A 24,945-nucleotide genomic window follows, 5' to 3' on the forward strand; every position below is an offset into this window, starting at 1 on the left:
GCAAGATCAATCATTAGCTTGGCAAGCTGCGATGAGTCGCGCGGGCGTTTCGGGTGTTTGTCCATACACACAATATAGCCTGACCCGTCCGGCATTTCCATGATAGTCAAGAGGGGTCAAATTTCAAACTGACCCACTACCGCCCACATGGCGGCATGACAAGGCTCAAGTTATTGGAAACGAATGCAAAATCAGGAAGGTTTCCGGACGCGCCGCGGGTCTGGATCGTGGCCAGCCCGCATGCCGGCGACAATACCCAGCTGAGGGCGCTGGGCCAGGCGCTCGGCTGGTCCGTGGAGACGAAGCACCTCGTCTACCGCCCAAGCGAGGCGGCACTGCGGTTCCTGAGCCTGCCGACGCTGGCGGGAGTTGACCTTGTCTCGTCCAGCGCCATCACGCCGCCGTGGCCGGATCTGGTGCTTTGCTCGGGGCGCGGGGCCGAGGCGGTGGCGTTCTGGATCAGGAAGCAGCATCCGCAAACCCGCATCGCGTTCGTGGGAACGCCCTGGGCGCCGCTCGCCCGCTTCGACCTGGTCGTGACCACGCCGCAATACCGCCTGCCGGCGGCACCCAATGTGCTGCACAATCTGCTGCCGCTCCATGATGTGACGCCGGAACGGCTCACCGCTGAGGCAGAACGCTGGGAAGCACGGTTTGCCCTCATGCCAAAGCCTTTGACGGCAGTGCTGGTGGGCGGCCGCAGTGGCCCCTATCATTTTACGCGCCAAGCCGCGTCACGGCTGGGCCATGCGGTTACGGAACTTGCCCGCGCGGAGGGCGGCTCGTTGCTCATCACCACCAGCGCCCGCACCGGTACCGCGGCGACGGAAGCGCTGAAAGCGGCGATCGGCGTTCCGAGCCATGTCCACCGCTGGATGCGCGGCGGCGGCGAAAATCCGTTCCACGCCTTTCTGGGTCTCGCGCAGCGCATCGTGGTGACGGCGGATTCGATCTCCATGATGGCCGAGGCCATCGCCAGCCGAAAGCCGGTTCTGCTGTTCGACATCGAGGATGGGCCCTATGCCATGCGGGCCGAAGAACAGAGCGCAAATGCCGTGGATGGCGTGCCGCCCATCTCCTGGCGCGGGCGCAGCGCCGGCGCCACGCTGTTCCGCCTGCTGATCAACCATGCCCCGCCGCGCTTTTCGCGCGATCTTCGCATCGTCCAGCGCGCGCTGGTGAAGGGGGGATATGCGCAATGGCTGGGCGATCCGCCGCCGCCGGGCCCGCCGCCCGCCGCACCCGATGAGCTTGGCCGCACGGTTGCTCGCATCCGCCAGCTTTTTGGCCTATGAGCAGCGGACTTCATGGTTGCCCAAGAATAGCCCAAGCACACTGAACCGATGTCCGTTCCGCCTTCGCCCGATGACCGCCTGAGCCTCGCTGACCGTTTCGCCACGCTGAGAGGCGCGGCGTGGAAAGCATTGCTGCGGCAGGCCGAGGCCCTGGCCTATCTGGTCGCGGGATTGCCGATGGCGTTGTGGCGGGCGTTCAGGGGCAAGCCGGCTGCCAGCCTCCCGCCCGCCGAATATCTCCACCGCTATTATGCCTGGACCTACTGGCGGCTGCCCTGGGGGCCCTTGAAGGCGGCCGTGGCGGCGGTGATGTGGCCGGTCGCCCTGATCGCCGCCATCTGGCTGTTCACCGGGCGCAATGGAAAAGCCATTGCGGCGCGCAGCGGCGTAAGCGTGGCAGCGCAAGCGCTGGGGCAGGCTGACATGGCGGCCCGCCACGCCATCGCGCCGTTCTGGTATTACATGTTCGAGCTCTATCTGCCGGAGCGCGGGCGGCAGGCCGGGCTCTATCTCACCGCGCATGAAACCATCGGCCCCGCCTATGCGCTGCTGCAGCCGCCCGAAGGTGCTGATTTCCTCGATGATAAGATCTGGTTCGCCGAGCACTGCCATGCGGCCGGGGTGCGGGCGGTGCCGGTGTTCATGCATTTTTCGAAAGGCGAACGCCGGCCGCTGAAGGGCGGCGTCGATCAGCTGCCGGAGGCCGATCTGTTCGTGAAGCCGCGCTCAGGCGCTGGCGGCCACCGCATGGAGCGCTGGGATTTCATCGGCGGCGGCCGCTACCGTGATGCCCATGGCACGGTGCTTGACGGCGCGGCGCTGGTTCAGAAGCTGGCGCGGCAATCGCTGAAAGATGATTTTCTGGTGCAACCCAGGCTGAAGAACCATCCCGCCCTCGACGACATCGCCAATGGCGCGCTGGCCACCGTGCGGCTGCTGACCTGCCGCGACGGGCAGGGCCGGCCCGAGGCGGCCAATGCCGCCTTCCGCATGGCGATCGGCAATTCGGTGGTCGACAATTTCCACCAGGGCGGGCTCGCCACGGCGGTGAATCTGGCAACCGGCGAGATCGGCATCGCATCGGACATCGGCGTCAGGCCCGAGGTTGGCTGGCGCGACACGCATCCGGTGAGCGGGGCGCGCTTTGCGGGCCGCATCCTGCCGCATTGGCCGGAGGTCGTGGCGCTGGCGATCAAGGCGCATGAGGCTTTTCCGCAGCGCGTGGTGGTGGGCTGGGACGTGGCCATGCTGGAAGACGGCGCGATGATCATCGAGGGCAATGGCAAGCCCGATCTCGACATCCACCAGCGCGCCGAACGGCGGCCCCTGGGCGGCGCGCGCATCGCTGAGCTGCTGGCCCACAATGTGGCGCGGCGGGCGGGCAATCAAAGCAAGAGCCGACCTGACTGAAACAGCCCCGTTCGGTCACGGCGCGGCGCCGCCGGCTCACACCATGGCCATGCCGCCGTTGACGTGCAGCGTCTGGCCGGTCACATAGCCTGCTTCCGCCGAAGCGAGATAGAGCACGGCGGCGGCCACATCCTCGGGGCTGCCGAGCTTGCCGGACGGCACGCGCGCGAGAATCATTTCCTTCTGCTTGTCGGTCAGCACATCGGTCATCGGGGTGGCGATGAAGCCGGGCGCCACCGCATTGACGGTGACGGCCCGCGCCGCCACCTCCTGCGCCAGTGACTTGGTGAGGCCGATGACGCCCGCCTTGGACGCCACGTAATTGGCCTGGCCCGGATTGCCGGTGACGCCCACCACCGAGGTGATGTTGACGATGCGGCCCCAGCGCCGTTTCATCATGCCGCGCAGGGCGGCGCGCGCCAGCCGGAACGAAGCGGTGAGATTGACGTCCAGCACGGCATTCCAGTCCTCATCCTTCATGCGCACCGAAAGCCCGTCACGGGTGATGCCGGCATTGTTGACGAGAATGTCGAGCCCGCCCATCGCGGCTTCGGCCTCGGGCACCAGCTTTTCGACCGCCGCCGCGTCCGACAGGTTGCAGGGCAGCACATGCACCCGTGCGCCGCCCAGTTCCGCCTTCAGCGCTTCGAGAACCGCGGCGCGGGTGCCGGAGATCGACACGGTGGCGCCCGCCTGGTGCAGCGCCCTGGCGATGGCGGCGCCGATGCCGCCCGTGGCGCCGGTGACAAGCGCGGTCTTGCCGGTGAGATCGAACATGTTGCTATCCCCTGATCTGGGCCGCCGCGGCGGCGATGTCCTCGGGCGTGCCGATGGCGAAGGCGGCGGCGTCGGGGGCGTTCTTCCTGGAAAGCCCGGTCAGCACCTTGCCGGCCCCCAGCTCATAAAAGCGGGTGACGCCATGGGCGGCCATGTAGCCCACGCATTCGCGCCAGCGCACCGTGCCGGTGACCTGGGCAACCAGGCTTCGGGCGATCGCCGCCGGATCGCTGAGCGGCGCGGCGCCGACATTGGCGACGACCGGTACGGCGGGCGGCTGCATCGCCACCCTGGCCAGCGCCGCCTCCATCGCCGCCGCGGCCGGCTGCATCAGCGCGCAATGAAACGGTGCGGAGACCGGCAGCATGACGGCGCGCTTGGCGCCCTTGGCCTTGGCGATCCCGGCGCAGCGCTCGACCGCCGCCTTGCTGCCGGAGACCACGACCTGGCCATCGCTGTTGTCATTGGCGGCCTGGCAGACCTCGCCTTCGGCGGCTTCCGCGGCGGCGGCGGCGGCCGCGGCGAAATCGAGCCCCAGCAGCGCCGCCATGGCCCCGGCGCCAACCGGCGTTGCGCTCTGCATCGCCTGGCCGCGCAGCTTGAGAAGCCGCGCCGCGTCGGCCAGCGTGAACGTGCCCGCCGCGGCGAGTGCCGAATATTCGCCCAGCGAATGGCCGGCGACGAAGGAGGCGGTATTGCCCACGGTGATGCCATGTTCGGCCTCGAGCGCGCGCACCACCGCCATGGAGACGGCCATCAGCGCCGGCTGGGCGTTTTCGGTGAGCGTGAGCTCGGCCTCGGGACCCTCCCACATCAGCCGCGACAGGTTCTGGCCCAGCGCCGCATCGACTTCCGCGAACACCGCGCGGGCGGACGCGAAGCTTTCGGCAAGGCTTTTTCCCATGCCGACGGCCTGGCTGCCCTGGCCTGGAAACGTGAAGGCCGTTGTCATGGCGTGAACCTCTGCCTGATTCCTTTATGGTGGGCGCACGAAACATGCGCTGGCCCCACGAGTCAAGGTTGACCGGGGCGCCGGGATCGGCCTTAACTCCGGGCCGATGTACAGCCGCGACGAGCTCGAAACCGCGAGGCGCATCGTCTATGCGGCGATGCCGCCCACGCCGCAATATGCCTGGCCACTGCTGTGTGACGCGGCCGGCGCCGAGGTGTGGGTGAAGCATGAGAACCACACGCCAACCGGCGCCTTCAAGGTGCGCGGCGGGCTCGTGCACATGGCGCTGCGCAAGGCCCGCGGCGAGACCGGGGGCGTGATCACCGCCACCCGCGGCAATCACGGCCAGTCGATACCTTTCGCGGCGGCGCGGGTGGGGATCAGGTCCACCATCGTCTGTCCGGTGGGCAATTCGCCGGAGAAGAACGCGGCGATGCGGGCGCTGGGCGCTGAATTGATCGTGACCGGACATGACTTCGACGCGGCGCGCGAGACCGCCATGGAGATCGCCGCGGCGCGCGGCCTCGATTTCATCCCCTCCTTCGGCAAGGAGCTGGTGATGGGCGTCACCACCTATGCCCATGAGCTGTTTGGGGAAGCCGGGGAGCTGGACGCGGTCTATGTGCCGATCGGCATGGGCTCCGGGATCGTCGGCACCATCGCGGCGCGCGACATGCTGGGTTTGCGCACCAAGGTGATTGGCGTCGTCGCGGCGGGCGCCAATGCGGTGGCGCTGTCCTTCGCCGCCGGTCAGCCGGTCTCCACCAACCACGCCACCACCTTCGCCGATGGCATGGCGGTGCGGGTCGTGAACCCGGAAGCCTTCGCGCATATCAAGCGCGGCGCCGACCGCATCGTCACCGTCACCGAAGACGAGATCGCCGAGGCGGTGCGGCTCTATTTCCGCTGCTGCCACACCATCGCCGAGGGCGCGGGCGCCGCGCCGCTGGCAGCACTGCTCAAGGAGCGCGGCGCCATGAAAGGCAAGCGCGCCGGCGTCATCCTCTCCGGCGGCAACATCGACATGCCAAAATTCGCGTCGCTGCTGGAAGGCCAGACGCCGCCGGCCTGATCAGCAGTCGAGTGTCGTGTCGCGCTCCCACTGGGTCAAGTGGCGGCAATACTGGTTCCACTCATTGTGCTTGAGCTTGAGGTAACCCTGTGACGCCTCTTTGCCGAGCATGTCCTGCAGGTATTTGTCCTCCTCGAAGGCGCGCAACGCGTCGAGCAGGTTGAGCGGAAGCTTCCTGGCGTTCTTCACCGTGTGGCCTTCGGCATACATGTCGATGTCGAGGCGCCTGCCGGGGTCCATCTTGGTTTCGACGCCATGCATGCCCGCCGCCAGGATGGAAGCAAGCAGGAGGTAGGGGTTCGCCGCCCCGTCCGGCAGACGGTATTCGGCGCGGCCCGCATCCGGAATGCGCACCATATGCGTGCGGTTGTTGCCGCCATAGGTGATCGACGACGGCGACCAGGTGGCGCCTGACAGCGTGCGCGGCGCGTTGATGCGCTTGTAGGAGTTCACCGCCGGGTTGGTGATGGCGCACATCGCAGCGGCATGGTGGATGAGCCCGCCCAGAAAATGATAGCCGAGCTTGGAAACGCCGAGTTCGCCTTTCGGATCGTCGAACAGGTTCTTCTTGCGGTCGTTGCTCCACACCGAGAGATGCACGTGGCAACCGTTGCCGGTGAGGTTGATGAAGGGCTTGGGCATGAAGGTGGCGCGAAGCCCGTGCTTCTCGGCGATGGCCTTGACCATGAACTTGAAGAAGGCGAGCTGGTCCGCCGTGGTCAGCGCGTCGCTGAAGTTCCAGTTGATTTCGAACTGGCCGTTGGCGTCCTCATGGTCGTTCTGGTAGGGCCCCCAGCCCAGCTTGATCATGGTCTGGCAGATCTCGCCGATGACGTCGAGCCGCCGCATGATCGCTGACTGGTCGTAGCAGGGCTTCTCGGCGGTGTCGCGATGGTCGGAGACCGACGAGCCATCGGCGTTGATCAGGTGAAACTCCGGCTCGACGCCGGCCATCAGCTTCATGTTCTTCTTGCCGTAATGCTCGGTGAGCTTGCGCAGCACCACGCGCGGCGCCTGCGGCAGCGGCGCGCCATCCATCCACGGCTCCCCCGCCACCCAGGCGACATCGGGCCGCCACGGCAGCGGGATCACAGAATTGGTATCCGGCATCACCAGAATATCGGGATGCGCCGGGGTCTGGTCGAGCCAGGTGGCGAAGCCCGCGAAGCCAGCACCCGCCTTCTGCATCTTGCCGGCGGCCTCCGCCGGCACCAGCTTGGCGCGCTGCACGCCGAACAGATCGGTGAAATTGAACAGAAAGAATTTGATGCCGTTCTGTTTGGCATATGAGGCAAGATCGCCCATGATACGTCTCTCTCCCGAGGTTTGTCTGTTATCGAGGTCAGGCGTCCGGACATCGGGCCGCCGGATGCCCGCCAGGGTGGCAACACGCACTGGCGCTTGCCTCGGCTTTTCTAGCATGCCGAGCCCAAGTTTCAACCTTCGGGAACTATTTTTTAACTCCAGGAACTGGCCTGGCCATGGTCATTGCTGGCCAACGGCATCGACAATGCCGTCGGGACAGCCGCGGCTTGTGGGGGGCGCGGCAAGCATCAGCTGGGACAGTGACGCGCCGCCCGGAATATCGCCCTTGAGGCCGATGGTGAGTTCAGTGATCAGCCGCCGGTTTCCATCGTCACGGCAGGCAACGCGCACCCGTTCGCCCGCACCCTCGCCAAATGCCTCGTCGAAATGGGCGCGGATTTCACTGGCCGACAGCCGCCGGCCGATGTTGTCGCGCATCAGCTGGGCCAGACCTGAATCATTGATGGACTGGAGGAGGCGCAGTGAATCGCGAAAATAGATTTCCGGATCGGCCACGGCGTAGCAGCTGCCGTGCTTTGCCCATTCGTGGCGGTCGAGATAGGACTGGCTGCCAGGCATCAGGCGTTCAAGACTTTCACGGGTGCGCATCGAGAGTTCGAGCACCGGGAGCTCCCGCCACTGGCCCGCGTTCGACGCTTCGCGCACCGGGCGGTCAACATTGCAGTATTGGCGGCTTGCGGGTTGCGGCCACAGGCCGTGCAAGGAGAACTGTCCGGCATCGGCGCGGTCAGCGGTTTGCGAGCGGCATTCGCGCTTGCGCGGGCTTGATTCGCAAAAGGCGGGCTGCCAGCTGATGGCCAGCACGTAGAAAGGCGCCGCCCGCGCGGGAACGGCCGCAAACAGCAGCACGAGACCGGAGAACAACAGATGCCAGACAGGCCGCATGCTATTCCTCACGGCGGTAGCTGATCACCGAGAGATAGCGGATCGGCAGCTCACGCAGCTCTTCCGGCCCGTGCGGCGCATCGGCATCAAAAAACAAGGCGTCTCCCGGGTGCATGTCATAGGTCTTGCCGCCATGCCGGTAGACGACATTGCCCTCCAGCATGAACAGAAACTCAAGCCCCGCGTGCTGGAAGGTGGGGAAAACGTCCGATTGGTGGGTGAGGGTGATGAGATAAGGTTCGACTATGACCGGCCCATGCGGGCTGTGGCCGAGCAGCTGATATTGATGTCCGGCCCGCGTGCCGCGCCGCTCGATGGTGAGGCCCTGGCCGGCCTTCACGAAGGTGGCATCGCGGATTTCCTCATAGGACTTGAAAAAGGCCGTGACCGGCACCGCAAGCGCCCGGCCCAGCGCCTGCAGCGAGGCGAGCGACGGCGAGGTGGCGCCATTCTCGATCTTGGACAACATGCCGGCGGACATCTCCGCCGCCTTGGCCAGCTCAGCGATGGTGAGCCCCAGCTTCTCGCGATAGCGCTTCACCTCGCGGCCGATGGCCTGTTCCAGCAGCTTGCCCTGCGCAGCCGTCCCACTGTGCGGATCCTGGAAATCGAGCCCCGGCGAAGGGCTTCGCCTGGCTGCCCTGCTGGTCTTGTCCATTGGCTTTTTCCTCTGAGGAAACCCTATGCTTTTCCTAGGCGCACGACAAGCAATCCCTGCGCTGATCGCCAAAGGATAAATCCTATCATCACTGAGAAAAACGCTTTTCCTTCCGATAGGATTGCGCTATCTCCCACCCGATGACTCAGTCAGAAAAGGGTTTATCCTATCATGGATCATGTCGCGCGGTCATTTCTTGAGGAAGTAGAGGCTTTTCTGGCATCCGCCGGGCTTGAGCCGACCGCTCTCGGGAAACAGGCGCTCGGCGATCCGAACTTCGTGTTCGACCTGCGCAAGGGGCGCTCGCCCTCCACCCGCACCATCGCCAAGCTGCGCAACTGGATCGCCGGACGGCTGGCCCCGGCACCCCGCCAGGCCGCGCCAAGACCTGAGACGGAGGCGGCGGGACTGACCCATCTCGACCGCCTGGAAGCCGAGTCGATTCACATCATCCGCGAGGTGGCGGCCGAATGCGAAAAGCCGGTGATGCTCTATTCGATCGGCAAGGACTCCGCGGTCATGCTGCATCTGGCGCTCAAGGCCTTCTATCCCTCGAAGCCGCCCTTACCCCTGCTGCATGTCGATACCGGCTGGAAGTTCCGCGACATGTATGCGATGCGCGAGGCAACCGCAAAGAAGTATGGACTTGAGCTGATCGTCCACAAGAACCCGGACGGCGTGGCCAAGAACGTCAACCCCTTCGACCATGGCTCGGCGCTGCACACCCAGATCATGAAGACCGACGGCCTCAAACAGGCGCTGGACAAATATGGCTTCGACGCCGCCTTCGGCGGCGCCCGGCGCGATGAGGAGAAATCCCGCGCCAAGGAAAGAATCTTTTCCTTCCGCGACAGCCGCCACCGCTGGGACCCCAAGAACCAGCGCCCGGAATTGTGGAACATCTACAATGCCCGCAAGAACAAGGGCGAATCCATCCGTGTCTTTCCGCTGTCAAACTGGACCGAGCTTGACATCTGGCAATATATTCACCGTGAGGGTATCGAGATCGTGCCGCTTTATTTCGCGGCTGAGCGCCCTGTCGTGTGGCGCGACGGCCAGATGATCATGGTCGACGATGAGCGCATGCGGCTCAACCCCGGCGAGACGCCGGAGATGCGCAAGGTGAGATTCCGCACACTCGGCTGCTATCCGCTGACCGGCGCCATCGACTCGGAGGCCGCCAGCCTGCTCGGCATCGTCGAGGAAATGCTGGTCGCCACCTCGTCCGAGCGCCAGGGCCGGGTGATCGACAAGGATGCCGCGTCATCCATGGAAAAGAAGAAGCAGGAAGGATATTTCTGATGACGCGCTTCATCGAATTCACCGGCGGCGACGTCGAGGCCTATCTCGCCGCGCAGGAGAAGAAGGACCTGTTGCGCTTCATCACCTGCGGTTCGGTGGATGATGGCAAGTCGACGCTGATCGGACGCCTGCTCTACGAAGCAAAGATGCTGTTCGAGGACCAGCTGACGGCGCTTGAAGCCGATTCCAAGAAAATGGGAACACAGGGCGGCAATCTCGATTTCGCGCTGCTGGTGGACGGGCTGGCCGCAGAGCGCGAACAGGGCATCACCATCGACGTCGCCTACCGCGCCTTCGCCACCGACAAGCGCAAGTTCATCGTGGCGGATACGCCCGGCCATGAACAATACACGCGCAACATGGCCACCGGCGCCTCCACCGCCGATCTTGCCGTGATCCTCATCGATGCCCGCAAAGGCGTTCTGACCCAGACGCGGCGGCACACCTTCATCTGTACGCTGCTCGGCATCCGGCATCTCGTGGTGGCGGTCAACAAGATGGACCTGGTTGGTTTCGATCAGCAGGTCTTTGACCGGATCGCCGAAGACTACCGGGCTTTCGCCGCCTCGCTGGGCGCGAGCGAGGTGACGATGATTCCGGTCTCGGCGCTGCAGGGCGACAACATGATCGTCCGCTCGCGCAACATGGCCTGGTATCACGGGCCAACCCTGATGGCGCATCTCGAAACCGTGCCGGTTGGCGATGATCTGGCGGAAAAGCCGTTTCGCCTGCCAGTGCAGTGGGTGAACCGCCCAAACCAGAATTTCAGGGGCTTTTCCGGCACTATCGTGTCCGGCACGGTGAAGCCGGGCGACGCGATCAAGGTGCTGCCCTCTGGGCGGACATCCTCAATTGACCGCATCGTCACCTATGATGGCGATCTCAAGGCCGGGGTAGCCGGACAGTCGCTGACGGTCACACTCACCGAGGAAATTGACATCAGCCGTGGCGACGTGATCTGCGCGGCGCGCGAGCCGCTCGAAGTCTCCGACCAGTTCGAGGTGGAGGTCTTGTGGATGAGCGACGAGCCAATGCTGCCGGGCAGGCCCTATCTGTTCAAATCCTCCACCCGCACGCTGCCCGGCACGCTCGACGAACTGAAATACAAGGTGAACGTCAACACCATGGAGCGCGTGGCGGCGAAGACCCTTGCCTTGAACGAGATCGGCGTCTGCAACCTCGAGCTCGATGGCCAGATCGCCTTTGCGTCCTATGCCGAGAACCGGCACCTTGGCTCCTTCATCGTGATCGACCGGTTCAGCAACAACACGGTGGGCATGGGGCTGATCCGCTTTGCGCTCCGCCGTGCCGCGAATATTCACTGGCAGGCGGTGGACGTTGACAAGGCCTCTCGCGCCGCTCTGGCCGGACAGAAGCCGGCGGTGCTGTGGTTCACGGGTCTTTCAGGCGCGGGCAAGTCCACCATAGCCAATCTGGTGGAGAAGCAGTTGCATGCCGCGGGCCACATGACCTATCTGCTCGACGGCGACAACATCCGCCATGGCCTTAACCGTGATCTCGGCTTCAGTGACGCCGACCGCGTGGAGAACATCCGCCGCGTGGCCGAAGTGGCGAGGCTGATGGCCGATGCCGGACTGATCGTGCTCGTCTCCTTCATCTCGCCATTCCGGTCTGAGCGGTTGATGGCGCGCGAATTGATGGAGCCCGGCGAATTCGTGGAGATTTTCGTCGATACCGCGCTGGCCGAGGCCGAACGGCGCGACGCCAAAGGCCTTTACGCCAAGGCGCGGCGCGGCGAGATCAAGCATTTCACCGGCATATCCTCGCCCTATGAGGCGCCGGAAAACCCCGAGATACTTGTCGATACGGCCAAGCTGACGGCGGAAGGCGCGGCTGATGCCATCATCGGCTATCTGAAAGCCAAAGGCCGGCTGACCAAGACATGAGCAGCTTGAGCTTCGCTCTGTCGCTGTTCCAGTCAGGCCGGAACCGGGCCTAACGCTTCAGTTTCCCAAGCACGAAATTCTCAAGTGAGTTGATCGCCGGGTCGTCGCCGCGGTGCTTGAGCAGCGAGACATGGATCAGCCCGAGCGGCGCCACTTCGACTGCCGGAATAGCCGGCAATGCCGCGGGGATCATGGGCCGCGGCAGCACCGTCAGCCCCAGTCCCGCGCGCACCGCCGCGATGGTGCCGGCATGGCTGGGGCTGGTGAGCGTCTGGCGCCAGGGCCGTCCCACGCGACCAAGCGCGTCGATGGCCGCCGCGCGGTAGACGCAGGGCTGCGGCGCCATCACCAGCGGCAGCGCGCCCGCCCCGCGCGCCAGGCTGGCGTCGCCCACCCAGGCAAGGGGTTCGCTGAAGACTTCCGTGCCATTGGGAAAATCCTCGGGCCGGTTCATCTTCACCAGCACGATATCGAATTCCCGCGCCTGAAAGCGGCGGTAGAGATTGAGCGTCAGATCACATTCGATGGACAGAAGAATGCGCGGATGGCTGCGGGTAAACTCCGCCAGCACGTCCGAGAGATAGACCGCGGCGAAATCCTCCGGCAGGCCGAAGCGCACCTCTCCCTGAAGCTCCGGCTCGCGGAAGCGGTCAAGGGCCTCGGAATGGAGTTCGTGCATGCGCCGCGCATAGGACAGGAACAGCTGGCCCTCATCGGTCAGCGCCAGCTGCCGGCCACGGGTAAAGAGCGGCTTGCCCAGATGCTGTTCGAGCTTGGCGATCTGCTGGCTTACCGCCGACTGGCTGCGGCCGACCCGCTGGGCGGCCATGGTGAACGAACCGATCTCGGCCACTTCGAGGAAGCAACGCAAAGTGAGGGTGTCAAAAGCCATTCGAAATTCCAATAGGCTCCATTTGAATAATGCGTATATCTGATTCAGACAACCGCCTTAAGAGCGCCGCCGGGGGTGCCTATGGAACTTTTCCAGGTCTTTCTGCAAAATCTGCTCTCGCCGGCGATCCTGTTCTTCGCGCTCGGCATTGCCGCCGGCCTGCTCAGGTCGGACCTCGACGTGCCCGAGAGCATCAGCCGCTATCTGTCGATCTATCTGATGATGTCGATCGGCTTCAAGGGCGGGGCGGCGCTGGCCGGAACCGACGGCGGCGTCCTGTCAGCCCTTCCCTTGCTGCTCGCCGGCGCCGCGATGAGCTTTGCCATCCCCTTTATAGCCTATTGGCTGCTGCGCCAGACCACGCGGCTCGATGCACCCACCCAGGCGGCCATTGCCGGCCATTACGGCTCCGTGTCGATCGTCACTTTCGTGACGGCGGTCAGCTTCCTGCAACTGTCAGGCATTTCCTATCAGGGCTACATTGTCGCGGTTCTGGCGATGATGGAGGCCCCCGCCATTCTCTCCGCCCTCTACATCGCGCATCGTGCCGCGCCCGAAACCATCGCCGTGGGCAAGCAGGCGACCCCGAAGCTGAGCCGCGAGATTTTCACCAATGGCGCCATCCTGCTGCTGTTCGGCAGCTTCGTGATTGGCTTCCTCTCGGGCGAAACGGGGCTGGAAAAGCTGGAAGGCTTTCTGGTGACGCCGTTCCAGGGCATTCTCGCGCTGTTCCTGCTCGACATGGGGCTCGTTGTGGCGCGCCAGTTTCACCATATGAAGGCCTTCAGCCTGCCGCTGGCCGCCTTCGGCATCTACATGCCGCTGCTGGGCGCCGCGGCGGGCCTTGCCACCGCCTGGGCGCTGGGCCTCGGGGTGGGAACGGGAGCCCTGTTCATGGTGCTGTGCGCCAGCGCGTCCTATATCGCGGTACCCGCCGCCATGCGGCTGGCGCTGCCGCAGGCCAAGGCGGCGATCTATCTGCCGCTGTCGCTGGCCATCACCTTCCCGTTCAACATCGTGGCGGGCATTCCATTGTATGTTCTGGCCGCGGAGCATGTGCTTGGCTAGCCGCTACCATGGCGCGGTGGCAGCTCTCGCCACCCGGCATGGCAAGGCGCGGGCGATCGCCCCCGCCATGGCGGAGGCCCTGGGCCTTGGAATCATCGTTCCCGCCGCTCTCGACACCGACAGCCTCGGCACCTTCACCGGCGAGGTGCCGCGCCCCGCGCCGATGCGCGAAACCGCGCGCCTCAAGGCCAGGATGGGCATGACCGCAGCAGGCCTTCCCCTCGGGATCGCCAGCGAAGGGAGCTTCGGCCCACATCCGGCCATCCCGTTTCTGGCCGCTGCCCATGAGCTGATGATCTTCATCGATGACGCCGGTGGCTTCGAGATCGCGGAAGAGCAGATCTCGGCGGAGACAAATTTTGCCGCACTCGAGGTCACGCCGGATGCCGATCTCGAGGGGTTTCTGGCGCGGGCCGGGTTTCCCTCCCATGCGCTGATCTTCCGGAGCGGCGGTGAAATCGTCAAAGGCATCGTGTCACGCGAACATCTCGACGCTCTGCTGCGCCGCGCCGAAGAGCCGGTCCGGCTGGAGACCGACATGCGCGCCCATCTGAACCCCACCCGCATGGCGGCTATCGGCAAGCTGGCGCGGAAGCTCGCCCGGCGCGTCGCCACGCCGTGCCCGGCTTGCGGCAGGCCGGGCTTTGGCGTGGTGCGGGCCGAGCCGGGTCTTGCCTGCGAGGAATGCGGCGCGCCAACCGGCCTGGTCAGGCAGCTGGTCTTCGGCTGCCAGTCCTGCGGCCATGAGGAGATCCGCCCGCGCCCGGATGCCCGCCAAACCGCCACCCCCGCCGAATGCCCGGAGTGCAACCCATGAAACTGTCGCATCTGGACCGCCTCGAGGCGGAAGCCATCCACATCATCCGCGAAACCGCGGCGCAGTTCCGCAAGCCGGTTCTGCTCTATTCGATCGGCAAGGATTCGACCACGCTCCTGCATCTGTGCGCCAAGGCCTTCTACCCCGGCAAGCCGCCGTTTCCGCTGCTGCACATCGATTCCACCTGGGAGTTCCGCGACGCGCTGGCCTTCCGCGACTGGGTGACCACGCACTATGGCGTGGAGCTGATCGTCTACCGCAACGAGGAGGGCGTGCGGAACAATATCAACCCGTTCGACCATGGCTCCAGCCTCTACACCGAGATCATGCGCACCGTGCCGCTGAAGCAGGCCATCACCGAACTGGGCTTCGATGCCGCGATGGGCGGGGCCCGGCGCGATGAGGAAAAGTCCCGCGCCAAGGAGCGCATATTCTCGGTGCGTGACGCCAACCATGGCTGGAACCCCAAGAGCCAGCGCCCGGAACTCTGGGACAATTACAACGGCCGCCTGGCGCCCGGCCAGACCATGCGGGTGTTCCCGATCTCCAACTGGACCGAACTCGACATCTGGCTCTACATCCTCCGCGAGGACATTCCGCTGCCGCCGGTCTATTTCGCCAGCCCGCGCCCAATCGTGTGGCGGGATGGCCAGATCATCCTGGTCGATGACGACCGCCTGCGGCTCGAACCCGGCGAAACGCCCGAGGTGTTGAATGTGCGGTTCCGCACCTGCGGCTGCTACCCGCTCACCGGCGGCGTCGTGTCCGAGGCCCGCGATGTGCGCGAGGTGATCCTCGAGACCATGCAAGCCACCGGCTCGGAACGCCAGGGCCGCATCATCGACAAGGATGGCGCCTCGGCCATGGAAGACAAGAAGCGGCCGGGCTATTTCTAGGGGGCGCGGAGCCCGGGCCAGTCGCCAGGGGCGCTGGAAGATGGTTAGATGAAACTGTGCACGGAAGCTGGATTGGCAGTCTGAGAGCTTTGCACCGCCGCCTGGCGGCGGCGATGGCTGTTGCCCTGCTGCTGCCGGCCTTGTTCGTGATGCTTCCGCAGCCGGCGCTTTCGGCCGCCGCGGCGCTCGACCGTGACCTCGCTTATGGGCTGTGCGGCCCGTCCGGCGGGCCCAATGATGACAGCGTGCCGCGGAACCATGCCGGTCACGGCGATTGCATCCTGTGCGTAACATCTTGCCCGGCCTGCGGCCCGAATCTGGCTCCCGCGGAGCCGGCTTTCACCGCCTGGCCGGTGCATCCCGGCATTCCCGGGCCACGCGAAATCGCGGCCATTGCACTGCCGCTGCGGGCGCTCATCGATGCGCGTCCGCCTCGCGGCCCTCCGGCATTTTCCTGACTGGCGTTTTCCCATGGCGGATGCGGCTGGCATCGAACGGCCTCGCCGCCGCCCGTAGATCAATCCAGCAAAGACACACATATGAATATCATGAGAGAAATCGTTTTCGCTTTCGGGCTTACCATCGCTGCGCTGTTTGGCCTTGCCGACGCGCATGCCCATGAGATGAAGATCGGCGATCTGGTGATCGGCCATCCCTGGTCGCGTCAGACGCCCGCCGGGGCGCAAACCGCCGCCGGGTTCATGACCATCACCAACAACGGCCGGCAAGACGACCGGTTGATCAGCGCCACCGCGGCGATCAGCGCCATCGCCCAGATCCATGAAATGCGAATGGAAGGCGACGTCATGAAGATGACGGAGATGCCTGACGGCATCGTTATCCCTGCCGGCAGCAGCGTGGTGCTTAAGCCCGGATTGCTGCATATCATGTTCATGGGTCTCAAGACGCCGGTGAATGAAGGCGATGTATTCGCCGGAACCCTGACGTTCGAGAAGGCGGGAACCGTGGATATCGAATATGAAGCGGCCGGAATTTCTGCCGCAACGCAGTGACGACGCCGGCCGGCACGGAGGATCAAACGCCCTCCGCGCCCAGCCGCGAACATTATAAGGGAGCCTCCCTGCCGTGCCGCCCATCAAGGCCTCAAACGTGCTGTTCGCCGCCGCCCTGCTTGCGCTGGGGGCAGCGGTCTATGCGGGAGTCCTCCTCACGGCATGGCGCCCCACTTCCACGGCCACGGTGGGCACGCCTTTTGTGCTGGCTTCCTCCAAAGGCGGCACCGTCGATCAGCGAAGTCTTGACGGCCAGCCCTACGCCGTGTTCTTCGGCTTCACCCGCTGCACCCAGGTTTGCCCGTCCACGCTAAATGAAGTGGCCGCCGTTCTGAACGGGCTTGGCGAACAGGCGAAGGATTTCCGGGTGTTCTTCATCACCGTCGATCCCGACCGCGACACCGTGGAGACCCTGCGCGGTTACCTTGAAAATTTCGATCCGCGAATCGAGGGCCTGGTACCGACGCCTGCCCAGCTGCAGGAGCTCGCCACAGGTTTCCGCATCTTCTATGCGAAGGTGCCACAGCCCAACGGCAGCTACAGCATGGACCACACCGCGTCAGCGTTTCTGTTTGGCGCCGATGGCCGCCTGGCCGACACCATGGCATTCGGCGAGGCGCCTGCCAGGCGGGCGCAGAAGATCGGCAAGCTGCTGTCCGGCGGCTGACCGGACAAGCCGCTGCGGACCGCCCGCCCGGCCACACCAGTTATACAACCAAGGATAGTTTCCATGCGATCAGAGGCCTCCAGCGCTTCCGCCACAGACCTGCAATCCTGACGTGCTTGACTTGCCGCAAGGGCTGCTTTTTCTGCTGGGCATGGTTGCCAAAATGCTTGCAGTACAACAAAAAAATCGTGCTAATTGCAGTCACTGCAGATCGTTGGAATAAGGACGGCCCCTTGCGTCGCAGCAGGTTTTTATGAATCTTCTATACGTCCGTTGGGTTGTAGCGACTCTTGCGGCCGTTGTCGCCGCGTGCCTCCTTGCCATGCTGATCTGGCATCCGGCAGAGATGAACTTCGGCGGCGGCGCTCAGACCAAAGCCAACTTCGTGCTCTCCTCCTCCAGGGGCGGCAAGGTCGATTCGCGCAACCTGCTCGGCACTCCCTTCATGGTGCATTTCGGTTATACGCACTGCACCGAGGTCTGCCCGACCATGCTCAATGACGTCGGCAACATGCTGCACAAGCTTGGCCCTGCCGCCAAGGATATGCGTGTGTTCTTCATCACTGTCGACCCGGACCGCGATACGGTTGAAACCGTGAGGGACTTCCTCGCAAATTTCGACCCGCACATCGAGGGTCTCGTACCCACGCCCGGCGAGCTGCAGCAGCTCGCTTCCGAATTCCGCGTCTTCTACACCAAGGTGCCCTCGGCCAGCAGCGCCTACAGTATGGACCATACAGCGTCGATGTTCCTGTTCGACGCCAACGGCCGCCTGTTCGATACCATTGCTTTCGGCGAACCGCCGGAAATGGTCGAGGAGAAGATGCTGAAATTGTTCTCCGGCGGTCAGCGCTAAATGAGTTTAGCCGGAATACCGTTCAAATCTTCCTCCCGCTTGTGGGGGGCACGCCCCACAAGGGGGAGGCGGGAACCACCCTGTACGTGAAGAGCCATTCCGCTCTAGCAGGCGGTTTGCCGCCAGCGGCATGAGCTATGGAAACCCCGGACATCGCATGGCATAGCGATTGGCCATGCCACGAACCGCGATCCTGATCTGCACCTTCGACCGGCCGGAGCTTTTGCGCAGCTTGCTCGCCGCCCTGGCGCGGGACCGGCAGCCCGACACGCGCGTGGTGGTGCTCGACAATGGCGCCACGCCGTCGGAACACATCGTCACGGCCTTCAGGGCGGCGCTCGATGTGGACTATCAGCGGCTGGCGTCACCGGGGCTCGCGGCGGCGCGCAACGCCTGCCTCAGGGCGGCGCTCGCCCAACGGCCGGAGTTTCTGGCCTTTATCGACGACGATGAACTGCCCGAACCAGGCTGGCTGGCCAGTCTCCTGCGGACACTGACGGAAACCGGCGCCGATTTCGCCACCGGCCCGGTCGTTCCCAGATTTGTTGATCCGCCGCCTTCCTGGATCACGCGGGGGCGGTTCTTTGAGAAATCCGGCGAGACCTATTGCACCTCGAACCTGATCATCCGCGCCTCCGCGCTGCCGCCGGACGAACGGGATTGGTTTCAGCCGGCGTTCAATTTCTCGGGCGGCGAGGACAATGAATTCCTCAACAGGCTGGCCGACAATGGCGCAGCACACGCCGTGGCGCGCGATGCCGTGGTGATCGAGACGATCCCGCCCGGCCGCATGAAGCGGCGCTATGTCTGGCGCGGCGGCTTGCGCGACGGCGTGGTGATTGCCGAGATCGCCGCGGCCAGGCGCGGGCCCGGGCCCGGCTGCTATCTTTTCTGCCTGTGGAGGATGACGCAGAAGCTCGGCTACGCCGCGAACCATCTGTTGTGGGCGCCGCTCGCCCCCTGGCGGATCAACAGGGCGATGGCCGATGCCGCCGCGGCGGCGGGCATTCTGCTGCGGGCGAGCGGCCGGCGCTTCGCCTTCTATGGGCCGGACGCCAAGCGCGGATGACCGCGTTCAGCGCGTGAAAGCCAGGTATCCGGCCACCGCCAGGAACAGCGCCACGAAACTCGCCGCGGCGACGAAGGAGAAAACCGCCAGCTTGAGCACGAGATCGATATTGTCCCGCACTTCGCGGGCCAGCAACTCGCCCAGCCGCGTGATCACCGGCGCTTCCGGCTCCACATAGACATCCCGGATGACCACCGGCTCCTTCACCGCCGCGTAATGGCCGGGCAGCTTGTCCTGATGCCGCTGCGGATTCCCGCCGTCCTCATAGAGGCTGTAGCGGATTCCATGGTTGCCCACGTCGGTGGCCGTGAACGGATAATGGTCGAGCAGCGGATAGATGGCCTGAGTGTAGGCGATGGGCCCCGAGACCCGCAGGACGCCGTAGGCATCCGTGCCGAACTGGCCCGGCGTATAGGTCTTGATGTTGTGGAGCACCTGCTTCACCGCCGCCTTGAGGAAGGCATGTCTGGGTTCGGCGATGATGTTCCACTGCTGAAACTCGCCGCCCGGCACGTGCCGCAGTTCAGGGTGGAGGCCATAACCCTGATAGCGCTCGCCGATCTTGTTCGGCCATTGCGAGAGAATGAAGCTGGCGTTGAGATCGATGGCTTCGCTCAGCGGGCGGCGCGCGGTGCTCTTGATGTCGAGATAGACGCCACCCTCATGATAGATGACCAGGTAGCGGAACAGATCGGCCAGAACCACGCCGTATTTGGGATTGACGTTTTGTATCTCATGCCAGTCTCCGGCGCTCACATGCTGGCGGATAAAGTCCTTCATCTCGTCATCGCCGAAGAAGCGGTAGGTCCAATCCGGGTTGCGCTCCCGCAGAGACGCGATGTTGTCCCTGAAATCGGCGGGCAGCGACTCATAGCTGCGCGCCGTCTGAAAGATGTGCTTCGGTATCGGCATCACGGTCCCGCGGCCGCCCGCTGCGGCGCGCCATGTACAAGAGTTCCATCACCACTTATCAGGCGTGGCCCGGCGGCGCAACGAAGCCGGCGCTCTCGCCTCTTGAAGCGCATTGCGGCGCGCCGCGGCAAGGTTTATGCGGATCATTGATGAAAGGATGATTGATGATCAAGGCCCGGCAGCAGACCTCGTTTCTGTTCGATCTCGACGGCACGCTCGTCGACAGCGTCTATGACCATGTGCTGGCCTGGCACGATGCCTTGCAGGAAGAGGGGATCGGCATCTCGGTCTGGCGGCTGCACCGCAAGATCGGCATGTCGGGCGGGCTGTTCACCAAGGCGCTGGCGCGCGAGACGGGCCGCGAGTTTTCGCCGGAACTGCTGGACCGCCTGAGACAGCTGCACATCAAATATTATGGCCAGCGCTCGCCACGCACCCGGGCCCTGCCGGGCGCGCGGGAGCTTCTCGCCTATCTCTCCGCCAACGACATCCCGTGGGCGATCGCCACCTCGGGCCGCATCGAAACGGCGGGGCCGGTGCTGAAGATCCTCGGCGTCGATCCGGAGAAGCACGTGGTCATCACCCGCGACCTGGTGCGCTACGCGAAGCCCGACCCGGACCTGTTCCTCGCCGCGGCGGAGCGGTTGGAAGCCGACATCGGCACGGCCTGCGTGGTAGGCGACGCGATCTGGGACATGCTGGCCGCGCGGCGGGCGCGGGCGCTGGGCATCGGCCTGCTCTCCGGCGGCTACGGCACCGAGGAGCTGGAACGGGCCGGCGCCTACCGGGTCTATGAGGACCCGGCAGATCTGCTCCTTCATATCGACGAGGTGGGCGGGCGGCGTTGAGCGGCTAGCGCCGCCGCGCGGGCTCTTTGCCCAGCGCATGGGCGATGACCTTGCGCATGACGCTCGGCAGCGCCTCGCCGGCCAATTCGCGCCGCGGCGTCCAGCGATAGGCCTCGTGCCGTGGCGTTTCCACGCCACCGTCCGTGGCGCGCCAGACTTCGAGTTCCAGATGAAAATGGGTGAAGGTGTGCTCGACCTTGCCCGGCAGCCTCTGCCATTGGGCCGTCACCGGCGCTTCACGCGCGGGCTCCGGCGGCGCCTGGCCCCAGGCGGTCGAGGGCACTTCCATCATGCCGCCGAGCAGGCCCTTTTCCGGCCTTCGCCGCAGCAGCACGGCGCCGTCGGCGCGTTCGATCCAGAAGCAGACGCCTTTGCGCAACGGAATCGCTTTCTTTTCCGCTTTGCGCGGCAGGCTGGCGGCTATTCCGGCGATGCGGCCGCGGCAATCCTCGGCCCACGGGCACAGCGCGCAATTTGGCTGGCGGGGCGTGCAGATGGTGGCGCCCAGATCCATCATCGCCTGGGCAAAATCGCCGGCCCGCGTCTCCGGCACCAGCGCCTGCGCCCGCTCCCTGATCTCCGGCTTTGACTGTGGGAGTGGCGTCTCAATGGCATGGTAACGGCTGATGACCCGCTCGACATTGCCGTCGACCGCCGCATGGCGGCCGCCAAAGGCAATGGCGGCGATCGCCGCCGCGGTATAGGGCCCGATGCCGGGCAGGGCGCGAAGCGCGGCCTCGGTTTCCGGAAACGTTCCGCCATGCGCGGCGGCGACCCTCTGGGCGCAGGCGTGCAGGTTGCGCGCCCGGGCATAATAGCCAAGCCCCGCCCAGGCCTTCAGCACGTCGTCAAGCGATGCCGCCGCCAGCGCTTCGACGCTTGGCCATTTGGCGATGAACGTCTCGAAATAGGACTTCACCGCCGGAACCGTGGTCTGCTGCAGCATGATTTCCGAGAGCCAGACACGGTAGGGATCGGGCCGTGTGCCGGGCGCCGCCCGCCACGGCAGAACCCGGGCATGGGCGTCATACCAGGCGAGAAGACGCCGGGCGGCATCGGGCTTCGGCCCTTTTCTGGCCATGCTGCTGCGCAACACCACGACTCCTGTTATAAACTCCGGCATAATCAACGTTTTTCGGCCCGGCAATGGAAACCCTCTCCAAGCATTTCCGCGAGATCACCAAGGCGGCCTTCGCGCGCTATGGCTTTGCCGCCGCCGATGCGGTTGCCAATTGGGAGGCCATCGTAGGCCCTGATTTGGCTGGAGTTTCCGCTCCGGAGCGAATCCGCTGGCCGCGCGGCAGCGGAGAAATGGCGCAGAAACAGGGTGGAACGCTGATCATCCGGGCGGCACCCGGCCGGGCGCTGGAACTACAATATGAAGCATCCCGCATCATCGCCCGCCTCAATGGCTATTTCGGCTACGGGGCGATCGCCGCGATCAAGGTGGTGCAGGCCGCGACACCGCCCAAGGCCCCCGCCGCGCCGCTGCCACTGCCAGAAAAACCCATTTGTGAACAGGAACTTGGCGAAATAGACCCAAGCCCCCTGAAAGACGCGCTGGAGCGCCTCGGACGGGTGGTCGCGGCCTCCGCCCGGAGTTCTCCACAAGGCAAATAACGTATGGTTCCAACCCCCAACATCTAGTAGGTAATGCCTATGACCATGATTTCCCGCCGACGCCTTCTCAGCGGTGCCGCCGCTGTCGCGCTGCTTGCCGCCGTTGCACCGGCGCATGCCGATGTTGATGTCGCCGAACTGCTGAAGCCGCCGGCGCTCGGCGACATGGCGCTGGGCGCCGACGAGGGTGCGGCGGTGACGCTGGTGGAGTATGCCTCCGCCACCTGCCCGCATTGCGCCGCCTTCCACAAGGATGTGTGGCCGCAACTTAAGGCTGAATACGTCGATACCAAGAAGATCCGCTTCATCTTCCGCGAGTTTCCGCTCAACGACGCCGCGCTGGCCGCCTTCATGATCGCCCGCGCGGCGCCGAAGGAGGCCTATTTCCCGCTCATCGGCATCTTCTTCGACACGCTGGAAACATGGGTGCAGGACCCGGCCAACGGCCTGCTCAACATTGCCAAGCAGGCGGGCTTCAGCCAGCAGAAGTTCGATGACACGCTGAAAAACGAATCGCTGGCCAAGGGCATCATGGAAATCCGCGACGGGGGCGCCAAGTTCGGGGTGAAGGGCACGCCGTCGTTCTTCCTGAACGGCAAGCAGCTTGAGGGCGAACAGTCCTTCGAGACGCTGAAGGCGGAGATCGACAAGCTGCTCTGACCGGGCAGACAAGGGACGCGAAGGGGCAGAGACTTAGGATGAAATTCACACGGTTGCGGCTTTCGGGGTTCAAGTCCTTCGTCGAGCCCACGGACATCGACATCGAGCCGGGCCTCACCGGCATTGTCGGGCCCAATGGCTGCGGCAAGTCCAACCTGCTCGAGGCGCTGCGCTGGGTGATGGGCGAAAGCTCCTACAAGTCGATGCGCGCCTCGGGCATGGACGACGTGATCTTCTCCGGCACCACCGAGCGCCCGGCCCGCAACATGGCCGAGGTCATGGTGACGCTGGTCAATGACGGCGGCGCCGCCCCGGCGCAGTTCCAGGGCCAGGACACGCTTGAAATCTCGCGCCTCATCGAGCGCGAATCGGGCTCGACCTACCGCATCAACGGCAAGGATGTGCGGGCCCGCGACGTGCAGCTGCTGTTCGCCGACGCCTCGACCGGCTCGCGCTCGCCCGCGCTGGTGCGCCAGGGCCAGATCAGCGAGATCATCAACGCCAAGCCGCAGGCCCGCCGCCTCATCCTCGAGGAAGCGGCCGGCATCACCGGCCTTCACACCCGCCGTCACGAGGCGGAACTGAAGCTGCGCGCCGCCGAGCAGAACCTGACGCGGCTCGACGACGTCACCTCGCAGCTTGAAACCCAGCTCAACAGCCTGAAGCGCCAGGCGCGACAGGCGGTCAAATACAAGGCGCTCTCCGCCGAGATCCGCAAGCTGGAGGCGATGGGCCATTATGTGGGCTGGCGCGACGCGGCGGAGGCCTGCGCGCGCGATGCGGCGGCGCTCGACGAGGCCACGCGGGTGCTGGCCGAACACACCAGGGCTTCCTCCGAAAAGCTCCGCCTGCGTGACGAACTCGGCGACAAGCTGCCGGCCTTGCGCGAAGAGGAGGCGGTGCGCGCCGCGGTGCTGCAACGGGTGAGCCATGAGCGCAACGTGCTCGACGCGGAGGAGCGCCGGGCCGCGGAGCGCCGCAAGGAACTCGAACAGCGCATCGCCCAGACCCACGCCGACCTCGAGCGCGAACAGGAATTGCTGAACGACACGGACCGGGTGCTCGCCGGTCTTTCCGCGGAGGATGCCGCGCTCAAGGCCGAACAGGACAGCGGCGCCGAGATGCGCGCCGCCGCCGCGACCATGCTGCAGACGGCGGCCGACGCGCTGGCCCGCGCCCAGGAGGCGGCCGATGCCGCCAATGCGAGGCTCTCCGAACTGGCCGCCCGCCGCAATGCCATTCTCCGGTCGATCGACGAACATGGCGCGAGGCTCCAGAAGCTTGAGCGCGAATCGGCCGAAACCGCGTCCCGCCGCGAGGCCCTGCTGGCCCGCTTCCATGTCGAGGGCGATGGCGAGAAGCTTGCAGCCGCCGTCGATCATGCCGCCGCCGAGGCAACCGCCTTCGAGCAGGCGGTGGCCGAGGCCGAGTCCGGCGTCAGATCAGCCCGCGGCGCCGAGGCCGAAGCCCGCGCCGCCCATGACGAGGCCCGCCGCGCCGCTGACCGGCTGCAGACCGAAGTGCAGACGCTGACCAAATTGCTGAAAGCCGGCGGCGGCGATCTGTGGCCGGCGCTGGTTGACCAGATGAACGTGGCCCGCGGCTATGAGACGGCGCTGGGCGCGGCGCTGGGCGATGACATCGACGCCGCCGCCGACGAGGGTGCGCCGGTTCACTGGCGCGGCCTGCCGCCGCTCACCGAAACCGCCCCGCTTCCGGGTGGCGCCGCGCCGCTGGCCAGCTTCGTGGAAGCGCCGGCGGCACTGCAGCGGCGGCTTTCGCATATTGGTGTCGTTTCGCGCGAGCTTGGCCAGGCGCTGCAGCCGCAGCTGAAGCCCGGTCAGCGCCTGGTATCGCGCGAGGGCGACGTGTGGCGCTGGGATGGCTTCACCGCCGCCGCCGATGCGCCGAGTGCGGCGGCCAAGCGCTTGGCCGAGCGCAACCGTCTGGCCTCGCTGGAAATCGAGATGGCGGGCGCGGTGTCCGCGGCCGACGGCCTCAGGGCCGCCTGCGACGCGGCGCGCGCCGCCGGCGACGCCGCGG

Annotated in this window: 25 protein-coding genes; 17 read left to right on the forward strand and 8 right to left on the reverse strand. The window is 65.4% G+C overall.

Annotated elements, in window-relative coordinates; all coding sequences use genetic code 11:
• Positions 1-173: 173 nt before the first annotated feature.
• Positions 174-1,295, forward strand: coding sequence for a mitochondrial fission ELM1 family protein (locus ACKOED_RS02830; protein WP_408915061.1), 1,122 nt, complete (start codon positions 174-176; stop codon positions 1,293-1,295).
• A gap of 48 nt (positions 1,296-1,343) precedes the next feature.
• Positions 1,344-2,705, forward strand: coding sequence for a sugar-transfer associated ATP-grasp domain-containing protein (locus tag ACKOED_RS02835; protein ID WP_408915062.1), 1,362 nt, complete (start codon positions 1,344-1,346; stop codon positions 2,703-2,705).
• Positions 2,706-2,741: 36 nt separating this feature from the next.
• On the opposite strand, the gene fabG is transcribed toward ACKOED_RS02835, so the two are convergent.
• Both fabG and fabD read right to left on the reverse strand, forming a co-directional pair.
• Positions 2,742-3,482, reverse strand: coding sequence for a 3-oxoacyl-[acyl-carrier-protein] reductase (gene fabG / locus ACKOED_RS02840; RefSeq protein WP_408915063.1), 741 nt, complete (start codon positions 3,480-3,482; stop codon positions 2,742-2,744).
• A 4-nt stretch (positions 3,483-3,486) separates the two neighbouring features.
• Positions 3,487-4,434, reverse strand: a complete 948-nt coding sequence (gene fabD / locus ACKOED_RS02845) for an ACP S-malonyltransferase (RefSeq protein WP_408915064.1) — start codon at positions 4,432-4,434, stop codon at positions 3,487-3,489.
• Positions 4,435-4,540: 106 nt separating this feature from the next.
• Between fabD and ACKOED_RS02850 the strand changes: the two genes are divergently transcribed.
• Positions 4,541-5,506: a threonine dehydratase gene (locus ACKOED_RS02850; RefSeq protein ID WP_408915065.1), complete on the forward strand. Its 966-nt coding sequence runs from the start codon at positions 4,541-4,543 to the stop codon at positions 5,504-5,506.
• Here ACKOED_RS02850 and glnT read toward each other — a convergent pair whose 3' ends face one another.
• The 3 genes from glnT to ACKOED_RS02865 form a co-directional block, all read right to left on the reverse strand.
• Positions 5,507-6,811: a type III glutamate--ammonia ligase gene (gene glnT / locus ACKOED_RS02855; RefSeq protein WP_408915066.1), complete on the reverse strand. Its 1,305-nt coding sequence runs from the start codon at positions 6,809-6,811 to the stop codon at positions 5,507-5,509. It abuts the gene before it with no gap.
• A 180-nt stretch (positions 6,812-6,991) separates the two neighbouring features.
• On the reverse strand, positions 6,992-7,717 hold the full coding sequence (locus tag ACKOED_RS02860; RefSeq protein ID WP_408915067.1) for a ribonuclease T2 family protein: 726 nt from the start codon (positions 7,715-7,717) through the stop codon (positions 6,992-6,994).
• Between the two features lies 1 nt (position 7,718).
• The gene (locus tag ACKOED_RS02865) at positions 7,719-8,375 is read right to left on the reverse strand and encodes a helix-turn-helix domain-containing protein (RefSeq protein ID WP_408915068.1); all 657 of its coding nucleotides are present in this window, start codon (positions 8,373-8,375) and stop codon (positions 7,719-7,721) included.
• A 171-nt stretch (positions 8,376-8,546) separates the two neighbouring features.
• On the opposite strand from ACKOED_RS02865, the gene cysD (ACKOED_RS02870) reads away from it, so the two are divergent.
• Entirely contained in the window at positions 8,547-9,677 is a 1,131-nt protein-coding gene (gene cysD, locus ACKOED_RS02870) for a sulfate adenylyltransferase subunit CysD (RefSeq protein ID WP_408915069.1), read from the forward strand.
• Positions 9,677-11,584, forward strand: coding sequence for a sulfate adenylyltransferase subunit CysN (gene cysN / locus ACKOED_RS02875; RefSeq protein WP_408915070.1), 1,908 nt, complete (start codon positions 9,677-9,679; stop codon positions 11,582-11,584). Before cysD (ACKOED_RS02870) ends, cysN begins: the two co-directional genes overlap by 1 nt.
• A 49-nt stretch (positions 11,585-11,633) precedes the next feature.
• Here the strand turns inward: cysN and ACKOED_RS02880 are convergent, their stop codons facing one another.
• On the reverse strand, positions 11,634-12,476 hold the full coding sequence (locus tag ACKOED_RS02880; RefSeq protein ID WP_408915071.1) for a LysR family transcriptional regulator: 843 nt from the start codon (positions 12,474-12,476) through the stop codon (positions 11,634-11,636).
• Between the two features lie 81 nt (positions 12,477-12,557).
• Here ACKOED_RS02880 and ACKOED_RS02885 point away from each other — a divergent pair, with 81 nt between their 5' ends.
• The 8 genes from ACKOED_RS02885 to ACKOED_RS02920 all read left to right on the forward strand — a co-directional run bounded on the left by ACKOED_RS02885 (position 12,558) and on the right by ACKOED_RS02920 (position 18,862).
• On the forward strand, positions 12,558-13,544 hold the full coding sequence (locus tag ACKOED_RS02885; RefSeq protein ID WP_408915072.1) for a sodium-dependent bicarbonate transport family permease: 987 nt from the start codon (positions 12,558-12,560) through the stop codon (positions 13,542-13,544).
• On the forward strand, positions 13,537-14,361 hold the full coding sequence (locus ACKOED_RS02890; RefSeq protein ID WP_408915073.1) for a DUF6671 family protein: 825 nt from the start codon (positions 13,537-13,539) through the stop codon (positions 14,359-14,361). Before ACKOED_RS02885 ends, ACKOED_RS02890 begins: the two co-directional genes overlap by 8 nt.
• Positions 14,358-15,257 carry a sulfate adenylyltransferase subunit CysD gene (gene cysD / locus ACKOED_RS02895; RefSeq protein ID WP_408915074.1) on the forward strand — a complete coding sequence of 300 codons (900 nt, stop codon included), beginning with the start codon at positions 14,358-14,360 and terminating at the stop codon, positions 15,255-15,257. Before ACKOED_RS02890 ends, cysD (ACKOED_RS02895) begins: the two co-directional genes overlap by 4 nt.
• A gap of 113 nt (positions 15,258-15,370) precedes the next feature.
• Positions 15,371-15,715, forward strand: coding sequence for a hypothetical protein (locus tag ACKOED_RS02900; protein ID WP_408915075.1), 345 nt, complete (start codon positions 15,371-15,373; stop codon positions 15,713-15,715).
• 165 nt (positions 15,716-15,880) lie between these two features.
• Entirely contained in the window at positions 15,881-16,270 is a 390-nt protein-coding gene (locus tag ACKOED_RS02905; RefSeq protein WP_408915076.1) for a copper chaperone PCu(A)C, read from the forward strand.
• Positions 16,271-16,343: 73 nt separating this feature from the next.
• Positions 16,344-16,937, forward strand: coding sequence for an SCO family protein (locus tag ACKOED_RS02910; RefSeq protein WP_408915077.1), 594 nt, complete (start codon positions 16,344-16,346; stop codon positions 16,935-16,937).
• A gap of 322 nt (positions 16,938-17,259) precedes the next feature.
• Positions 17,260-17,793, forward strand: coding sequence for an SCO family protein (locus tag ACKOED_RS02915; RefSeq protein WP_408915078.1), 534 nt, complete (start codon positions 17,260-17,262; stop codon positions 17,791-17,793).
• A 175-nt stretch (positions 17,794-17,968) separates the two neighbouring features.
• Positions 17,969-18,862 (forward strand): glycosyltransferase family 2 protein, encoded by an 894-nt coding sequence (locus ACKOED_RS02920; RefSeq protein WP_408915079.1) that lies wholly within the window; start codon positions 17,969-17,971, stop codon positions 18,860-18,862.
• 6 nt (positions 18,863-18,868) lie between these two features.
• Here ACKOED_RS02920 and ACKOED_RS02925 read toward each other — a convergent pair whose 3' ends face one another.
• The gene (locus tag ACKOED_RS02925; RefSeq protein WP_408915080.1) at positions 18,869-19,774 is read right to left on the reverse strand and encodes a glycosyltransferase family 32 protein; all 906 of its coding nucleotides are present in this window, start codon (positions 19,772-19,774) and stop codon (positions 18,869-18,871) included.
• Between the two features lie 164 nt (positions 19,775-19,938).
• On the opposite strand from ACKOED_RS02925, the gene ACKOED_RS02930 reads away from it, so the two are divergent.
• Complete coding sequence (locus ACKOED_RS02930) at positions 19,939-20,622, forward strand: HAD family hydrolase (RefSeq protein WP_408915081.1); 684 nt, start codon at positions 19,939-19,941, stop codon at positions 20,620-20,622.
• A 4-nt stretch (positions 20,623-20,626) separates the two neighbouring features.
• Here ACKOED_RS02930 and mutY read toward each other — a convergent pair whose 3' ends face one another.
• Complete coding sequence (gene mutY, locus ACKOED_RS02935) at positions 20,627-21,703, reverse strand: A/G-specific adenine glycosylase (protein WP_408915085.1); 1,077 nt, start codon at positions 21,701-21,703, stop codon at positions 20,627-20,629.
• A gap of 65 nt (positions 21,704-21,768) precedes the next feature.
• On the opposite strand from mutY, the gene ACKOED_RS02940 reads away from it, so the two are divergent.
• The 3 genes from ACKOED_RS02940 to ACKOED_RS02950 form a co-directional block, all read left to right on the forward strand.
• On the forward strand, positions 21,769-22,242 hold the full coding sequence (locus ACKOED_RS02940; RefSeq protein ID WP_408915082.1) for a DUF721 domain-containing protein: 474 nt from the start codon (positions 21,769-21,771) through the stop codon (positions 22,240-22,242).
• 39 nt (positions 22,243-22,281) lie between these two features.
• Positions 22,282-22,902 carry a DsbA family protein gene (locus ACKOED_RS02945; RefSeq protein WP_408915083.1) on the forward strand — a complete coding sequence of 207 codons (621 nt, stop codon included), beginning with the start codon at positions 22,282-22,284 and terminating at the stop codon, positions 22,900-22,902.
• Positions 22,903-22,940: 38 nt separating this feature from the next.
• Positions 22,941-24,945, forward strand: a 2,005-nt coding sequence (locus tag ACKOED_RS02950) for a chromosome segregation SMC family protein (RefSeq protein ID WP_408915084.1), incomplete at its 3' end; no start/stop codon positions are given.

It is taken from the genome of Aestuariivirga sp., assembly GCF_046093005.1.
In the GTDB taxonomy this organism is placed as follows: domain Bacteria; phylum Pseudomonadota; class Alphaproteobacteria; order Rhizobiales; family Aestuariivirgaceae; genus Aestuariivirga.

Bases quoted from the DNA above. Each gene is read 5' to 3' on its own strand.
- ACKOED_RS02835 (WP_408915062.1), top strand. From the start codon at position 1,344: ATGTCCGTTCCGCCTTCGCCCGATGACCGCCTGAGCCTCGCTGACCGT.
- fabG (WP_408915063.1), bottom strand. From the start codon at position 3,482: ATGTTCGATCTCACCGGCAAGACCGCGCTTGTCACCGGCGCCACGGGC.
- fabD (WP_408915064.1), bottom strand. From the start codon at position 4,434: ATGACAACGGCCTTCACGTTTCCAGGCCAGGGCAGCCAGGCCGTCGGC.
- ACKOED_RS02850 (WP_408915065.1), top strand. From the start codon at position 4,541: ATGTACAGCCGCGACGAGCTCGAAACCGCGAGGCGCATCGTCTATGCG.
- glnT (WP_408915066.1), bottom strand. From the start codon at position 6,811: ATGGGCGATCTTGCCTCATATGCCAAACAGAACGGCATCAAATTCTTT.
- ACKOED_RS02860 (WP_408915067.1), bottom strand. From the start codon at position 7,717: ATGCGGCCTGTCTGGCATCTGTTGTTCTCCGGTCTCGTGCTGCTGTTT.
- ACKOED_RS02865 (WP_408915068.1), bottom strand. From the start codon at position 8,375: ATGGACAAGACCAGCAGGGCAGCCAGGCGAAGCCCTTCGCCGGGGCTC.
- cysD (WP_408915069.1), top strand. From the start codon at position 8,547: ATGGATCATGTCGCGCGGTCATTTCTTGAGGAAGTAGAGGCTTTTCTG.
- cysN (WP_408915070.1), top strand. From the start codon at position 9,677: ATGACGCGCTTCATCGAATTCACCGGCGGCGACGTCGAGGCCTATCTC.
- ACKOED_RS02880 (WP_408915071.1), bottom strand. From the start codon at position 12,476: ATGGCTTTTGACACCCTCACTTTGCGTTGCTTCCTCGAAGTGGCCGAG.
- ACKOED_RS02885 (WP_408915072.1), top strand. From the start codon at position 12,558: ATGGAACTTTTCCAGGTCTTTCTGCAAAATCTGCTCTCGCCGGCGATC.
- cysD (WP_408915074.1), top strand. From the start codon at position 14,358: ATGAAACTGTCGCATCTGGACCGCCTCGAGGCGGAAGCCATCCACATC.
- ACKOED_RS02900 (WP_408915075.1), top strand. From the start codon at position 15,371: ATGGCTGTTGCCCTGCTGCTGCCGGCCTTGTTCGTGATGCTTCCGCAG.
- ACKOED_RS02905 (WP_408915076.1), top strand. From the start codon at position 15,881: ATGAAGATCGGCGATCTGGTGATCGGCCATCCCTGGTCGCGTCAGACG.
- ACKOED_RS02915 (WP_408915078.1), top strand. From the start codon at position 17,260: ATGCTGATCTGGCATCCGGCAGAGATGAACTTCGGCGGCGGCGCTCAG.
- ACKOED_RS02920 (WP_408915079.1), top strand. From the start codon at position 17,969: ATGCCACGAACCGCGATCCTGATCTGCACCTTCGACCGGCCGGAGCTT.
- ACKOED_RS02925 (WP_408915080.1), bottom strand. From the start codon at position 19,774: ATGCCGATACCGAAGCACATCTTTCAGACGGCGCGCAGCTATGAGTCG.
- ACKOED_RS02930 (WP_408915081.1), top strand. From the start codon at position 19,939: ATGATCAAGGCCCGGCAGCAGACCTCGTTTCTGTTCGATCTCGACGGC.
- mutY (WP_408915085.1), bottom strand. From the start codon at position 21,703: ATGGCCAGAAAAGGGCCGAAGCCCGATGCCGCCCGGCGTCTTCTCGCC.
- ACKOED_RS02940 (WP_408915082.1), top strand. From the start codon at position 21,769: ATGGAAACCCTCTCCAAGCATTTCCGCGAGATCACCAAGGCGGCCTTC.
- ACKOED_RS02945 (WP_408915083.1), top strand. From the start codon at position 22,282: ATGACCATGATTTCCCGCCGACGCCTTCTCAGCGGTGCCGCCGCTGTC.